The sequence below is a fragment of the Brevundimonas mediterranea genome, assembly GCF_014196125.1.
Taxonomy (GTDB): Bacteria; Pseudomonadota; Alphaproteobacteria; order Caulobacterales; family Caulobacteraceae; genus Brevundimonas; species Brevundimonas mediterranea.
The window spans coordinates 570,187-583,912 of sequence record NZ_JACIDA010000001.1 but is presented as its reverse complement, the minus strand read 5'-3'; the positions used below and the strand labels follow the sequence as shown (position 1 = coordinate 583,912).

Annotated in this window: 13 protein-coding genes; 4 read left to right on the top strand and 9 right to left on the bottom strand. The window is 67.4% G+C overall.

Annotated features, from left to right (window positions below; translation table 11 throughout):
* The first annotated feature begins 36 nt into the window (after positions 1-36).
* From GGR11_RS02960 to GGR11_RS02945, 4 genes are all read left to right on the top strand, one after another.
* Positions 37-1,392: a peptidylprolyl isomerase gene (locus tag GGR11_RS02960; RefSeq protein WP_246331503.1), complete on the top strand. Its 1,356-nt coding sequence runs from the start codon at positions 37-39 to the stop codon at positions 1,390-1,392.
* Positions 1,389-2,384 (top strand): 4-hydroxythreonine-4-phosphate dehydrogenase PdxA, encoded by a 996-nt coding sequence (gene pdxA / locus GGR11_RS02955; protein ID WP_183195327.1) that lies wholly within the window; start codon positions 1,389-1,391, stop codon positions 2,382-2,384. Before GGR11_RS02960 ends, pdxA begins: the two co-directional genes overlap by 4 nt.
* An 8-nt stretch (positions 2,385-2,392) precedes the next feature.
* Positions 2,393-3,202 carry a 16S rRNA (adenine(1518)-N(6)/adenine(1519)-N(6))-dimethyltransferase RsmA gene (gene rsmA / locus GGR11_RS02950; RefSeq protein ID WP_183195326.1) on the top strand — a complete coding sequence of 270 codons (810 nt, stop codon included), beginning with the start codon at positions 2,393-2,395 and terminating at the stop codon, positions 3,200-3,202.
* A gap of 471 nt (positions 3,203-3,673) precedes the next feature.
* Complete coding sequence (locus GGR11_RS02945) at positions 3,674-4,804, top strand: pyridoxal phosphate-dependent aminotransferase (protein ID WP_183195325.1); 1,131 nt, start codon at positions 3,674-3,676, stop codon at positions 4,802-4,804.
* 263 nt (positions 4,805-5,067) lie between these two features.
* Here the strand turns inward: GGR11_RS02945 and gmk are convergent, their stop codons facing one another.
* The 9 genes from gmk to GGR11_RS02900 all read right to left on the bottom strand — a co-directional run bounded on the left by gmk (position 5,068) and on the right by GGR11_RS02900 (position 13,592).
* Positions 5,068-5,709 (bottom strand): guanylate kinase, encoded by a 642-nt coding sequence (gene gmk, locus GGR11_RS02940; RefSeq protein ID WP_008262586.1) that lies wholly within the window; start codon positions 5,707-5,709, stop codon positions 5,068-5,070.
* Positions 5,699-6,583 (bottom strand): YicC/YloC family endoribonuclease, encoded by an 885-nt coding sequence (locus GGR11_RS02935; RefSeq protein ID WP_183195324.1) that lies wholly within the window; start codon positions 6,581-6,583, stop codon positions 5,699-5,701. The genes gmk and GGR11_RS02935 overlap by 11 nt, the downstream gene beginning before the upstream one ends.
* The gene (mltG, locus tag GGR11_RS02930; RefSeq protein ID WP_183195323.1) at positions 6,580-7,740 is read right to left on the bottom strand and encodes an endolytic transglycosylase MltG; all 1,161 of its coding nucleotides are present in this window, start codon (positions 7,738-7,740) and stop codon (positions 6,580-6,582) included. The genes GGR11_RS02935 and mltG overlap by 4 nt, the downstream gene beginning before the upstream one ends.
* A 1-nt stretch (position 7,741) precedes the next feature.
* Entirely contained in the window at positions 7,742-9,013 is a 1,272-nt protein-coding gene (fabF, locus tag GGR11_RS02925) for a beta-ketoacyl-ACP synthase II (protein ID WP_183195322.1), read from the bottom strand.
* A gap of 155 nt (positions 9,014-9,168) precedes the next feature.
* Positions 9,169-9,408, bottom strand: a complete 240-nt coding sequence (locus tag GGR11_RS02920; RefSeq protein ID WP_008264317.1) for an acyl carrier protein — start codon at positions 9,406-9,408, stop codon at positions 9,169-9,171.
* A 170-nt stretch (positions 9,409-9,578) separates the two neighbouring features.
* A complete protein-coding gene (gene fabG / locus GGR11_RS02915) occupies positions 9,579-10,319 on the bottom strand; it encodes a 3-oxoacyl-[acyl-carrier-protein] reductase (protein ID WP_183195321.1) in 741 nt (246 codons plus the stop codon).
* 142 nt (positions 10,320-10,461) lie between these two features.
* Entirely contained in the window at positions 10,462-11,406 is a 945-nt protein-coding gene (gene fabD / locus GGR11_RS02910; RefSeq protein ID WP_183195320.1) for an ACP S-malonyltransferase, read from the bottom strand.
* 85 nt (positions 11,407-11,491) lie between these two features.
* Positions 11,492-12,817, bottom strand: coding sequence for a cytochrome b/b6 domain-containing protein (locus tag GGR11_RS02905; protein ID WP_183195319.1), 1,326 nt, complete (start codon positions 12,815-12,817; stop codon positions 11,492-11,494).
* Positions 12,818-12,899: 82 nt separating this feature from the next.
* Positions 12,900-13,592 (bottom strand): YceI family protein, encoded by a 693-nt coding sequence (locus GGR11_RS02900; protein ID WP_183195318.1) that lies wholly within the window; start codon positions 13,590-13,592, stop codon positions 12,900-12,902.
* Positions 13,593-13,726: the final 134 nt, after the last annotated feature.

The following is a 13,726-nucleotide window of genomic DNA, read 5'->3' as shown; positions in this document are numbered from 1 at the left end:
TGGCAAACGGACCGCTGTGAGGAATCAGGACGACCAATGGGTTTGATGCGTTATTCGACGGGGGCTGCGCTCGCGGCGGTCCTCCTCGCCGGTTCGGCTCATGGTCAGACGGCGTCCGCTCCGGCCGCTCCGCAGGCGTCCGCCGCCGGAGCGCCGAATCCTGCGGCCGGCGACGGTCCCGCAACGGCTCGCCCCGCCCCCCAGTTCGAGATGGCCGACGGCATCGTCGCCACGGTGAACGACAAGATCATCACGGGATTCGATCTGCGTCAGCAGATGCTGATGCTGATCGCCTCGTCGCAGGTCCAGCCGACCGAGCAGAACCTGCCGGCGATCCAGCAGGCCGCCCTCAACCGGCTGATCGAGCAGCGTCTGAAGGCGCAGGAGATCACCAAGTTCGAAAGCCTGAAAGTCACCGACCAGGAGATCGACGAGGAAATCGCCCAGATGGCGCGCCAAGCCGGCGTCGCCCCCGCCGCCTACATGGAATTCCTTCAGCAGGGCGGCATCCAGCCGAACGCCTTCCGCGAAAACCTGCGCACCGAGATCGGCTGGGGACAGCTGGTGCCCGGCCGCTTCAACAGCCGCGCGCGGCCCAGCACGCTTCAGGTCGATCAGGAAGTCCGTCGTCTCAATGACGCGGCCGCCCAGCCCCAGTATCTGATCGGCGAAATCTATATCGAGGCGTCGCGCGTCGGCGGCCAGGAAGCCGCCATGAACGGCGCCCGCCAGCTGGTGCAGCAGATCATCCAGGGCGCGCCCTTCCAGGCCGTCGCCCAACAGTTCTCATCGGCGCCTTCGGCTTCGGCCCGGGTGCCCGGCGACGCCGGCTGGGTGGTCAAGGGCACGGTCCAGCCCGCGCTTCAGACCATCTTCGACCAACTCCAGCCCGGTCAGCTGTCGAACCCGATCGCCGTCGATGGCGGGGTGTACATCATCTATATGCGCGACAAGCGCGACGGCGCGGCGACCAGCCTGGTCTCTCTGCGGCAACTGATGGTCGAACTGCCCGAGACGGCGTCGGAAGCCGATCTGGCCGCCGCGACCCGCACCCTGGAAGGCCTACGTCAGGGACTGAACTGCGACAACATCCTGTCCCAGGCGCGCGCGACCCAGGGCGTGATCGGAGCGGACCTCGGCGAATCAGATGTCGCCAACCTCGCGCCCCAGTTCCAGCAGTTCGCCCGCACCGGCGAGATCGGCTCGGTCTCCACGCCGATCCGCACCCCGCTGGGCCTGCACCTGGTCGCCGTCTGCGGTCGCCGGGTCGGCGGCCCCGAGGCCCCGAACCGTCAACAGGTCGAGGGTCGTCTGCGTTCCCAGAACCTGGCCGTGCTCGAGCGCCGCTATCTGCGCGATCTGCGTAGCGACGCCCTCATCGAATTCAAATGACCCGGCCTCTGGTCCTGACGCTGGGCGAACCCGCCGGCGTCGGGCCGGAGATCGTGGCCGCCGCCTGGAACACCCTGAAGACCGAGCCGCTGGCCTTCGCCGTCATCGGCGACGCGGACCTGCTCCGCGCTCAGGGGGCACTGGTGGTCGAAATCAACACCCCCTCCGATGCGCTGCAGGCTTTCGGGCGCGCCCTGCCGGTGATCCATCGCCCCTTGCCGGCCGCGGTCGAGGTCGGCCGTCCCGATCCGGCCAATGCGCCGGCCGTCGCCGACGGCATCGAAGAAGCGGTCAGTTTCGTCCTGTCCGGCGAGGCGTCGGGCCTTGTGACCGCGCCGATCGCCAAGGCCCCGATGTACGCCTCGGGTTTCCGCTTTCCGGGCCATACGGAATTCATCGCCGAACTGACCGCGGACGCCCCCTATCCGGGCACGCGGGGGCCGGTGATGATGCTGACCGCCAGGGATCTGCGGGCCTGCCTGGTCACGATCCACGTCGCCCTGGGACAGGTCGCGGAACTGATCACCGCAGACCGCGTGGCCCGCACCGCCCGCGTGGTTCACGAAAGCCTGAAGCGCGACTTCGCCATCGCCCGTCCGCGCCTGGCCATGGCCGCCCTGAACCCTCACGCCGGCGAAGGCGGCGCTCTGGGCCTGGAGGAGATCGAGACCCTGCGCCCGGTGGCTGCGCAACTGCGGGCCGAGGGAATCGACATCACCGACCCCAGGCCCGCCGACACCCTGTTCCACGACGAGGCGCGGGCCGGCTATGACGCCGCCCTGTGCATGTATCACGACCAGGCCCTGATCCCGGTCAAGACCCTGGACTTCTGGGGCGGGGTGAACGTCTCCCTGGGTCTGCCGATCATCCGCACCTCGCCCGATCACGGCACCGGTTTCGACATCGCCGGCCAGGGGATCGCCCGCGCCGACAGCCTGATCGCCGCCGTCCGGCTGGCTTCCGAGATGGCGGCGGCGCGCGCCGCGCGCTAACAGGGCCTGTGACCGACCTTCCTTCCCTCCGCGAAACCCTCGACGCCCACGGCCTGCTGGCCAAGAAGAGCTTCGGCCAGCATTTTCTGCTGGACCTCAATGTGACGCGCAAAATCGTGCGCCTCGCCGGCCCGTTCGACGGCCGGGCGGTGATCGAGGTCGGCCCCGGCCCCGGCGGCCTGACCCGCGCCCTGCTGGAATCCGACGCCGGTCCCGTGGTCCTGGTGGAAAAGGATCCGCGCTTCATCCCCCTGCTGTCCGAACTGGACGACGGCTCCGGCCGCCTGACGATCGTCGAGGCCGACGCGCTGAAGGTGAAGGAGGCGGACCTGGTCTCCGGCCCCGCCCACATGGTCTCCAACCTGCCCTACAACGTCGGCACGGCCCTGCTGATCAAATGGCTGACCGGTCCCTGGCTGCCCCACAGTCTGACCCTGATGTTCCAGAAGGAGGTGGCCGAGCGGGTCGCCGCCGGGCCGGGCGACGACGCCTATGGCCGGCTGGCGGTCATTTCCCAGGCCGTCTGCACCGCCCGCATCGTCATGCACCTGCCCGCCGCCGCCTTCACCCCGCCGCCCAAGGTGGCCTCGGCCGTGGTCTATCTGGTCCCGCTGGACGAGCGCCCGTCGCCCGAGCGCCTGAAGAAGCTGGAACGCGTCACCGCCGCCGCCTTCGGCCAGCGCCGCAAGATGCTGCGATCCAGCTTGAAACAGCTCGGCGGCGCCGCCCTGTGCGAGGCCGCCGGCATCGAACCGGATGTGCGGGCTGAAACGGTGGATGTTGCGGGCTTCCTTCGCATCGCCGATGCGCTGCAGTAGGACGTGATACTTTGGGCGACATAGAGCACAGCGTATTGCCGCCACGTCCCCGTCATCGCTGGCCTAGGGTCATCTTCTGCGTAGTGATGGCTTTTGGCTTGTTCGCGCAGTTTGCTCTGGCGGCTTTCAGCAGGGGGATGAGCCTATCCTGCAACGTTCTATCAGTAATACAGGAAGCACCGTGGTTCGCTGGTGCATCTAGCTTCATCCTCCTCTGCTCTACAATCTATTGGGGACCGACCGTCGCGCTAAGGGCCATAGGTTACGCTTGTGCTTTGCACATCATCAACGCAGGTTTGATCAACATTGTAGTTCACGGCTCTTGGGGGTGCATTCTCGGCGACAACCCCAGCTGGATTGATGTTCATCCTACGCCGACAGGCTGGATGACAGTGACCTTGGGCGTTTTGTGCATGGGAATGGTTTGGTTTTTGTCCACGCTCGCTCAACGCCTTGAACGTAGGTGATCTGATGACCGTCGAACCCTTCCGCGCCATCACCATCAGCCGCCTGGCGCACCAGTTGAAGGCCGAAGGCCGGTCGGTCATCCATATGGAGTTCGGCCAGCCCTCGACCGGCGCGCCCGCCGCCGCCATCGCCCGTGCGCATGAGGTGCTGGACGCCGACGCCATGGGCTATTGGGAAAGCCCCGACCTGCGCGCCCGGATCGCACGCCTGTATGAAGATCGCTACGGCGTCGCGGTCGATCCCGACCGCATCCTGCTGACCTGCGGCGCCTCCCCCGCCCTCGTCCTGGCGCTCAGCACCCGCTTCAGGCCGGGCGACCGCATCGCCCTGGCCCGCCCCGGCTATGTCGCCTATCGCAACACCCTGCGCGCCCTGCACCTTGAACCGGTCGAGATCGCCTGCGGCCCCGAGACCCGGTTCCAGCTGACCGCCGCCCAGCTCCAAGCCCTGGATCCGGCCCCCGTCGGCGTCATCATCGCCAGCCCCGCCAATCCCACCGGCACCGTCATCCCCGACGCCGAACTCGCCGCCATCGCCGAAGTCTGCCGCGCGCGCGATATCGCCGTCGTCTCGGACGAGATCTACCACGGCCTGTCCTATGTCGGCCCGACGCCGTCGATGCTGCAGTTCGCGCCCGACGCTATGGTGATCAACAGCTTCTCCAAATACTGGAGCATGGCCGGCTGGCGCCTGGGCTGGCTGCTGGTCCCCGAGAGCCTGATCGACGCCGCCCGCGCCTATATCGGCAACATGTTCCTGACCCCGCCCAGCCTCAGCCAGCACGCCGGCCTGGTCGCCATGGACGCGATCGACGAACTCGAGGGTCATATCCAGACCTACGCCCGAAACCGCGACCTGATGCTGGCGGCCCTGCCGGCCCTCGGCCTGGAGAAGATCGCGCCGCCCGACGGCGCCTTCTACATATGGGCCGACATCGGCCATCTGACGGACGACAGTGTGGCCTTCTGCGAACAACTGTTGCGCGATACGGGCGTGGCCACCGCGCCCGGCGTCGATTTCGATCCCGTCGACGGCCATCGCTTCATCCGCATCAGCTTCGCCGTTTCCACGGCCGAGGTCGAGACGGCCCTGGCGCGACTTACGCCCTGGTTCGCTGCGCGCACGCCGCTCTGATCGGACCCGCAAAACATCAGTTTGGCGATCGTGGGGCGTACCTAAGCAATCGCCCCTAGATAGAAATTTACCCTCTGGAACTCCTGTTGTGGAACAAAGGATGCAGTTGAGCAGCGTCGAAGTCGACGTCGCGTAGGACGCCCCCGCCTGGCGCGATGTCGGCGCCGCTTCTCAGCCGAAGACGACACCGCGGCGGCACTGTTCCCCCTCCGCTGGCCGCGGTGTCGTTGTTTTCAAGATCGATTGCCCGGGTCGGGTTCTTCTCAAACCGGCTCTCGCAGCAGGGCGGCCTTGTAGTCACCCACCCACAGATTGCGGAAACGACGCGACCGCTCGGCGTGGTAGATGTGCGCGAGCTCGGCGTAGGATCGGTCGAAATCCTCGTTGACGATCACATAGTCAAAGGCGTCGCAGTGTTCGATCTCGCCCTTGGCGTTGGCGACGCGGCGCTCGATGACGTCGTCCGAATCCTGCGACCGGGTGATCAGGCGACGGCGCAGTTCTTCCAGGCTGGGCGGCAGGATGAACACCCGCACCGCGTCCTCGGGGCATTTCTCGGCCACGTCCCGCGCGCCCTGCCAGTCGATGTCGAACAGCACGTCGCGGCCCTCGGCCAAGGCGCGGTCCACGGGACCGCGCGGGCTGCCGTACAGATTGCCGTGCACATCGGCCCATTCCAGGAAGGCGTCGGCGTCTATCAGCTTCTGGAACCGCTCACGATCGACGAAATTATAGTCGCGCCCATCGACCTCGCCCGGCCGGATGCCGCGGGTCGTCATCGACACGGACAGCTCCAGCCCACCGTGATCCGCCATCAACCGGCGGCACAGCGACGTCTTGCCCGCGCCCGACGGGCTGGCGACGATCAGGAGGACGCCCCGACGGGGCGTGCGTTCATTCGACATTCTGGACCTGTTCACGCAACTGTTCGATGACGGCCTTCAGTTCGAGGCCGATTCCGGTGAGCGCGGTCGTAGCCGATTTCGAGCAGAGCGTGTTGGCCTCACGCATGAATTCCTGCATCAGAAAGTCTAGTTTCCGCCCGGCGGGCGCCGAGACCAGCAGTTGGCGGGCCGCATCAATATGGGCCGTCAGCCGATCCAGCTCCTCGCGCACATCCGCCTTGGTCGCCAGGGCCGCCGCTTCAAGGAATATTCGGTCTTCCAGACCTGGCGCATCAGGGGCCAGTTCAGACATGCGGCGGCTGAACCGATCGCGGATGGCCGCGACCTGGGCCGTGGCCTCGCTTTCAGCCTGGGCCACCAGGGTCTCGATTCGGCGGATGAACTCTTCCAGCACCGGCGTCAGCTGCGCGCCTTCGCCCTCGCGTGACGTCTTAAGAGCGTCCAGCGCCGCTTCGACCGTTCCGGCCATGGCGGCTTCCAGAATGGCGCGGGCCTCGGGATCGTCCACCTCTTCCGGCGCCTCGATCACCCCGCGCAGGGCCAGAAGGCCGTCGGCGGACGGCGGGGTCGCCCCGTCCTCGGCCAGTTCATTGGCCAGGGTCAGATAGCGGGCCAGGACCGCCGCATTGATGGTGACGGCCGCCTCGCCGGCCTCGATCTTTTTAGCCTGAACGCCGATCGTGACCTGACCGCGCGCCAGACGGGCCTGGGCCGCCGCCTTGGCGGCCCGTTCCAGACCATCGAACCCATTGGGGCCGCGGAACCGGACCTCCAGATTGCGGCCGTTGACCGAGCGGGCCTCGACCGACCAGGTCCAGCCCTCGCCCGCCCCATCCGCCCGGCCGAAGCCGGTCATGCCGGACAGGCGGGTCATTGCACGCCTCGCGAGGCGCCGGCGGGCAGGGTCAGGGTGGCTTGACCGGGCGTCTGAGGTATCGGCTCGGCCGGGTCCGCCATCGGGGCGGCGCTGCTTCCCGGCGCGACCGGCGCCGGCGCCTCGGGCGGCAATCCGGCCTTCTGGCGCTCGATCTGACGCCAACGGGCGACATTGCGCAGATGCTCGTCATAAGTGGCGGCGAAGGCGTGACCACCCGATCCGTCGGCGACGAAGAACAAGGCTTGTTCGGCGGGCGGGTTCAGCACGGCCTGCAGCGCCTCCTTGCCTGGATTGGCGATGGGCGTCGGCGGCAGGCCGTCGATCTGATAGGTGTTCCAGGGGGTCTGACGGTCCAGTTCCGACCGACGGATGCCGCGCCCCAGTGGACGACCCTGGGTAATGCCGTAGACGATGGTCGGATCGCTCTCCAGCCGCATCCCCTGACGCAGCCGGTTGGAGAACACCGCCGCCACACGTGGCCGCTCCGCCGCCAGACCGGTCTCCTTTTCGACGATGGAGGCCAGGATCACCGCCTCCTCGGGGTTTCGCACAACCGTTCCCGGCCCACGTTGCGCCCACAACAGCCGAAGATTTTCGCTGGCGGCCCGCTGCATCCGGTCGATCACCGACTGGCGCGTATCGCCGCGCGCGATCTCATAGGTGTCGGGCCACAGGCTGCCTTCCTCCGGCAGGACCTCGACCGTGCCGGTCAGCACCGGCTCCTTGTTCAGGATGTCGAGCGCCTGGGCCGAGGACCAGCCTTCCGGCAGGGTCACGAAATGGCGCACCACCCGGCCATCGACCAACAGTTTGAGCACTCCACCCAGCGACGTGCCCGACGGCACCTCGTATTCGCCGGCGCGCAGCTTGCGATCCGCGCCGGTGAAGGTCGCCGCCGCCTTGAACAGGTCGGTCGAGCGGATCACCCCCGCCGCCTTCAGCTGTGCGGCGATGGCCGAGACGCCGGACCCGCTGGCCAGGGTGACGACCGTGCGGTCTCCCTGACGGGCGCCAGGCCCCGGGCCGTAGTAGACGCCCCAGACAATCGCCAGGGCGGCGATCAGGAACAGGCTGAACGTCGCCGAGGCGGTCAGCAACGTCACCGTCAGACCCGACCGTCCCCGCCCCTTTTCAACCCGCCCCCGTCCGAACATGTCAGTCGACCTTCTTGAAGATCACCGAGGCGTTGGTGCCCCCGAAGCCGAAACTGTTGGACATGGCGACATCGATCTTCATCGGCCTGGCCTTGTTCGGGACCAGGTCGATCGGCGTCTCCATCTCCGGGTCGTCCAGATTGATCGTCGGCGGCGCCACCTGGTCCCGGATGGCCAGGACACAGAAGGCCGCTTCTATGGCCCCGGCGGCGCCCAACAGGTGGCCGGTCATCGACTTGGTGGAACTGACGGCCAGGTTCTGGGCGTGATCGCCGACCAGTCCCTCGATCCCCTTCAGCTCGATCCAGTCCGCCATGGTCGAGGTGCCGTGGGCGTTGACATAGTCGAGGTCCGACGGCTCCATCCCAGCCCGCTTCAGCGCCATCTTCATGGCCCGCACCCCGCCCTCGCCGTCCTCGGACGGGGCGGTGATGTGGTGGGCGTCGCCGCTCATGCCGTAACCCACGACCTCGGCGTAGATCTTGGCCCCGCGCGCCTTGGCGTGTTCGTATTCCTCCAGCACCAGGATCCCGGCGCCCTCGCCCATGATGAAGCCGGCGTGGCCCCGGTCATAGGGACGAGACGCCTTGTCCGGCGTGTCGTTATAGGCGGTGCACAGAGCCTTGCAGGCCAGGAAGCCGGCGATGCCCAGCGGCACGACCGAGCTTTCCGCCCCGCCGGCCACCATCACGTCAGCGTCGTCCAGGGCGATCATCCGGGCCGCGTCGCCGATGGCGTGGGCGCCGGTAGCGCAGGCCGTCACGACCGCATGGTTCGGCCCCTTCAGGCCGTGGCGGATCGAAATCTGCCCCCCGGCCAGATTGATCAGGGCGCTGGGGATGAAGAAGGGGCTGACGCGGCGCACCCCCTGTTCCTTCAGCACGATGGCCGTCTCGGCGATCGCGCCCAGGCCGCCGATGCCGGAGCCGACCATGACGCCGGTGCGTTCCTTGTCCTCGTCGGTCTCGGGCTTCCAGTCCGCGTCGGCCAGGGCCTCGTCCGCCGCCGCTATGGCGTACAGGATGAAGTCGTCGACGCGCTTGCGGTCCTTGACCGACATGATCTTCTCGGGGTCGAAGTCACCTTCGCCGCCGCCGCCGCGCCCATTCACGCTCGGCACTTCGCCAGCGATGGTGCAGCCATAGCCCGTGGTGTCGAAGGCCGTGATCGGGCGGATGCCCGACCGTCCCTCGACGATGCCCTTCCAGCTCTTCTCGACACCCCAACCCAGGGGGGTCAGCAGACCGATGCCCGTAACGACGACGCGGCGCATGGTGCGTGCTCCTAAAATTCTCCAGTCCGAACCCGGAGAATCACTTCGGATTCGCATGGGTCAGAAACAGTAAAGGCCGCCGGGCGACTCCGCTAGGAGCGCCGGGCGGCCCTGTGAACCGTCGGCCCTATCGGGCCGCCAGTCGGGGGCTGAAATCAGCCAGCCGACTTTTCGTCGATGAACTTGACCGCATCGCCGACCGTCTGGATGTGCTCGGCGGCGTCATCCGGGATCTCGATGTCGAATTCTTCTTCGAAGGCCATCACCAGCTCGACGTTGTCGAGCGAGTCGGCGCCCAGGTCGTCGATGAAGCTGGCTTTTTCCGTGACCTTGTCCGGATCGGCGTCCAGGTGGTCGATGACGATCTTGCGAACGCGCTCGAGGGTGTCGGACATGAGTGTCTCTCTGCCTGTTTAAAATCGCCGTAGAGGCGGGGGTAGCTTGTAAATCGCCGTCTCACGGCAGCGAAGGCGACGCAAGCCCGAAAGCCCGAACCGCCGTTGCGTTCTGCCCTTTAGCACAGGCTTTCGGGCAAGAAATAGTCTGTTGAATTTCGTGATCGCGATCAGATCATCGCCATGCCGCCGTTCACATGCAGCGTCTGGCCCGTCACATAGGCGGCTTCGTCCGACGACAGATAGACGGCGGCGGCCGCGATCTCGTCGCCGGCGCCCAGCCGACCGGCCGGAATCCGGGCCAAAATGGTCTCACGCTGCTGCTCGTTCAGCACATCGGTCATCGGCGAGGCGATGAAGCCCGGCGCGATGCAGTTGACCGTAATGCCGCGCGATCCGACCTCCTGCGCCAGCGACTTGGAGAAGCCGATCATCCCGGCCTTGGAGGCCGAATAATTGGTCTGGCCCGGATTTCCGGTCACGCCGACGACCGAGGTCACGCCGATGATTCGGCCAGACCGGCGCTTCATCATCCCCTTCACCGCCGCGCGGGTCAGGCGGAAATAGCTCTCCAGGTTGATCTGGATGACCGACTGGAAGTCCTCGTCCTTCATCCGCATCAGCAGGCCGTCCTTGGTGATGCCCGCATTGGCCACCAGGATGTCCAGCGGGGCGCCCGCCGCAGCCTCGGCCGCCGCGACCAGATTATCCACCGACTCCGGATCCGACAGGTTCGCCGTCGCGAAATGCGCCCGCTCCCCCAGGTCCTTGGCCAGATCCGCCAGCACGGCCTCGCGCGTGCCCGACAGCACCACGGTCGCGCCCTGGGCGTGCAGCGCCCGCGCCACCGCCCTGCCGATCCCGCCCGTCGCGCCGGTCACCAGCGCGGTCTTGCCTGCAAGATTGAACATTCAAATTCTCCGCTCATCCCGGCGAAAGCCGGGACCCAGTGCTTTCACGCGCAGGATGGCCGGGATCACCGTTCCTGCGCAAACCCAAACGCTCATCGCCCAAAGATCTGGGTCCCGGCTTTCGCCGGGATGAGCGGCGAAATTACAGAGCCTTGGCGAAGGCTTCCAGCTCTTCCGGCGTGTTCAGCGGCAGGCACTCGGCCGCCGGCGCGATCCGCTTGGCCATGCCGGTCAGCACCTTGCCCGAGCCGATCTCGACGAAGCGCGTCACCCCACCTTCGCCCGCCATCCACTCCATGCTCTCGCGCCAGCGCACCCGGCCGGTCACCTGTTCGACCAGCAGCCGGCGGATGACCTCCGGATCGCGCTCCGGCCGCGCCAGCACATTGGCCACCACGGGCACGACAGGCGCCAGAATGGTCGCCGACGCCAGGGCCGCCGCCATCTCATCCGCCGCCGGCTGCATCAGCGGGCAGTGGAAGGGCGCCGAGACGTTCAGCGGGATCGCCCGCGCGCCCAGTTCCTTGGCCTTCTCGATAGCCCGGTCCACGGCGGCCTTCTCGCCCGAGATGACGATATTGCCGTTGTTGTTGTCATTGGCGACCACACAGACGCCAATTTCCGAACCGGCCGCCGCCGCGGCCTCGGCCAGGGCCAGGTCGGTCTTGGGTCCGATCAGCGAGGCCATCGCCCCCTGCCCCACCGGAACCGCCCGCTGCATGGCCTGGCCGCGCAGCTTCAGCAGCCGCGCCGTATCCGACAGCGACAGGGCCCCCGCCGCCGCCAGGGCCGAATATTCACCCAGCGAGTGACCGGCCACATAGGCCGCCGTCGCGACGTCGAACCCGAACTCGACCTTCAGCGCCCGCATCGCCGCCATGGACACCGCCATCAACGCCGGCTGGGCGTTCTCGGTCAGGGTCAGCTGGTCCTCGGGGCCTTCGCGCATCAGCACCGACAGTTTCTGGTCCAGGGCCTCGTCCACCTCGGCGAAGACCTCGCGGGCGGAGGCGAAGGCGTCGGCCAGTTGCGCGCCCATGCCGACGGCCTGGCTGCCCTGTCCGGGAAACAGAAGTGCGAGGGTCATCGGACCGCTCCCTGAATCATTGATCAAGAGCGCGGACCCCTAAGGCCTGACTTCCCTCAGGGCAAGCGGCGGCGCATCCGTCGCCTCAGCCCGCGCGTCGCGCCGAGACCTTGATCTGGACACCGATCATCTTCGACACCCAGTCGCCGGTGGCGTCGGACTCCATGCCCATGTCCAGCGCCGTCCGGTCCAGTTCCAGCCGGCCGTCCACCGCGGCGACGCCACCGGTTTCTCGGAAAGTGAAGGGCAGGACGACCGGCACGGTGGTCGTCTTGATCCGCAGCCTGCCCGTCGCCTCATAGCGGTCGCCGCCCAGAGCGCGGAAGCCCGTGGTCTCGAACCGGGCGGTCGGATACCGGCTCGGATCGAACCATTCGGCGCCTTGCAGCGAGCCCTCCTGCGTCGGGTCGCCGGTCCGGGCCGACGCCGTCTGCACCGTGATCACGGCCTTGGATCCCGCCAGATCCGCCGGATCGAACCAGACCTGGCCCTCCCAGCGTTCGAACCGCCCCTTGAAGGCCGCGCCTGCATGGGTTCCGCCGAAGGCGATGCTCGAGGCGGCGGAGTCGATGGTCCAGCCGGCGGCCGTCCCCGGCGTGACCGGCGCCTCCGCCGAGACCGGGCCTGACGCCGGCGCCGAGACCGGAGCGGGCGCCTCCGTCCGGGTCATCTCCAGACCGGGCATGGCGTAGGGCCGCGCCGCCACCGCGCCCGCAACGGCTACGACGGCGATCAGGGCCACGCCCACGCCCCGCTCGACCCAGGGGGAGGACGGCGCCGAAAACGCGGGCTCGTGTCCCGCCTTCAGGCCAGGCTTGAGAAAAGGGACCATATGCGCCAGCACGCCGTCGCGATCCACGAACTGATGCTTCAGCGCCGCCCCGACATGCAGGGCGACCAGGACGACCGCGCCCCAGGCCATCGCCGCATGCGCCCCCATGGCCTGGAAGGCCAGGGCCCGTTTCACGCCCGCCGCCAGTTCGGCCACGCCCGGCAGGTGCGGGATGGGAAACAGGCCGAACCAGCTGGTCGCCACCTCCAGCGCCCGGTCCTGCGACACGGCCCAGCCGGCCGAGACATACAGCCACCCCGTCAGCGGCAAGGCCAGCATCAGGGTGTAGAAGGCCACATGGGTCGTGTGGGCGGCGAAGGCCTCCCACCGCTTCATCCCGGGCGGCAGGGCCGGCCCCCGGTGCGTCAGCCGCCAGGCGATCCGCACCACGGTCAGGGCCAAGATCAGGAAACCGATCGACTTGTGGATCTGAAACACCCGATAGGCCAGGGCCTGGCTGTCGGGCTGTTCGATGGCCGCAGTCATCCACCACCCCATCGGAATCATCGACAGGATGCAGACGGCGATTACCCAGTGCAGGGTGATGGCGACGGCGGAATAGCGATGGGCGGCGTTCATGAGCAGTCTTCGATCAGGCGAAAAATGAGCACGGCGGCGGAGCCTGCCTCCGCCGCCGTTTCGGTGGTCTAGGTGCGGGCGATCAGTTCGCCGGCGCGGCCGGGGCGGCCTGCTGGATGAACTCGCCGTCGAAACGGATCGTCACCTCGTCGCCGACCGGGCCCACGGCCATGCCGAAGTCGCTGCGCTTGAAGCGGCCCTCGGCGGCGAAACCGACAGCCGGAACCTGGGCGAACGGATGCCGTTCGATCTCGCCGTTGAAGGTCGCGTCCAGCGTCACCGGACGGGTCTGGCCCAGGAAGGTCAGGTCGCCCGTCACCTTGGCCGTGCGCGCGCCGGTCTGTTCGACCGAGGTCGAGACGAATCTGATCGTCGGGAAGGCCTTGGCGTTCAGGAACTTGGCGTTATTCGCCATGTCGTCGTTCCAGCTGTGGAAGCCGGTTCCCGCGTGCGAGGCCTCGTAGTCGGCGGGATAGGCGGCGTCGACCGAGGTCGGATCGATAGTCGCCGTGATCCGCGAGCTCCCGAGATTGGCCGGATCCAGCGTCAGCGTCGCCTCAAGCTTGTCGAAACGGGCGGTGTAGTTCGAGATGGTGTTGTGCAGCACCGACCATTGCAGCGTCGCATGGGTCGGATCCAGCGCATAGACGCCAGCGGGCGCCTTCAGCGCCACGGCGGCTTCGGCGGCAGGCGCCGTGACCGGCGCCTCGCCCGGACGGTTGCAGGCGGCCAGCAGGGCCAGAAGGGACAGGGCCGCCAGATGTCTGGTCGTCATGCGAAACTCCTCGACTAAGGTTCGCCATTAGCGGCGCCATATCCATACAGCAACTGAAACTGTGTCTTATGTTTGGCTTGTTGCGAACGACACGCAGAACAAATGTTCTTGCTCTGTTCTCTTTTCTGATCCAT

Bases quoted from the DNA above. Each gene is read 5' to 3' on its own strand.
- fabD (WP_183195320.1), bottom strand. From the start codon at position 11,406: ATGACCCTCGCACTTCTGTTTCCCGGACAGGGCAGCCAGGCCGTCGGC.
- gmk (WP_008262586.1), bottom strand. From the start codon at position 5,709: ATGTCGAATGAACGCACGCCCCGTCGGGGCGTCCTCCTGATCGTCGCC.
- GGR11_RS02960 (WP_246331503.1), top strand. From the start codon at position 37: ATGGGTTTGATGCGTTATTCGACGGGGGCTGCGCTCGCGGCGGTCCTC.
- pdxA (WP_183195327.1), top strand. From the start codon at position 1,389: ATGACCCGGCCTCTGGTCCTGACGCTGGGCGAACCCGCCGGCGTCGGG.
- GGR11_RS02900 (WP_183195318.1), bottom strand. From the start codon at position 13,592: ATGACGACCAGACATCTGGCGGCCCTGTCCCTTCTGGCCCTGCTGGCC.
- GGR11_RS02945 (WP_183195325.1), top strand. From the start codon at position 3,674: ATGACCGTCGAACCCTTCCGCGCCATCACCATCAGCCGCCTGGCGCAC.
- GGR11_RS02920 (WP_008264317.1), bottom strand. From the start codon at position 9,408: ATGTCCGACACCCTCGAGCGCGTTCGCAAGATCGTCATCGACCACCTG.
- mltG (WP_183195323.1), bottom strand. From the start codon at position 7,740: ATGTTCGGACGGGGGCGGGTTGAAAAGGGGCGGGGACGGTCGGGTCTG.
- GGR11_RS02905 (WP_183195319.1), bottom strand. From the start codon at position 12,817: ATGAACGCCGCCCATCGCTATTCCGCCGTCGCCATCACCCTGCACTGG.
- fabF (WP_183195322.1), bottom strand. From the start codon at position 9,013: ATGCGCCGCGTCGTCGTTACGGGCATCGGTCTGCTGACCCCCCTGGGT.
- GGR11_RS02935 (WP_183195324.1), bottom strand. From the start codon at position 6,583: ATGACCCGCCTGTCCGGCATGACCGGCTTCGGCCGGGCGGATGGGGCG.
- fabG (WP_183195321.1), bottom strand. From the start codon at position 10,319: ATGTTCAATCTTGCAGGCAAGACCGCGCTGGTGACCGGCGCGACGGGC.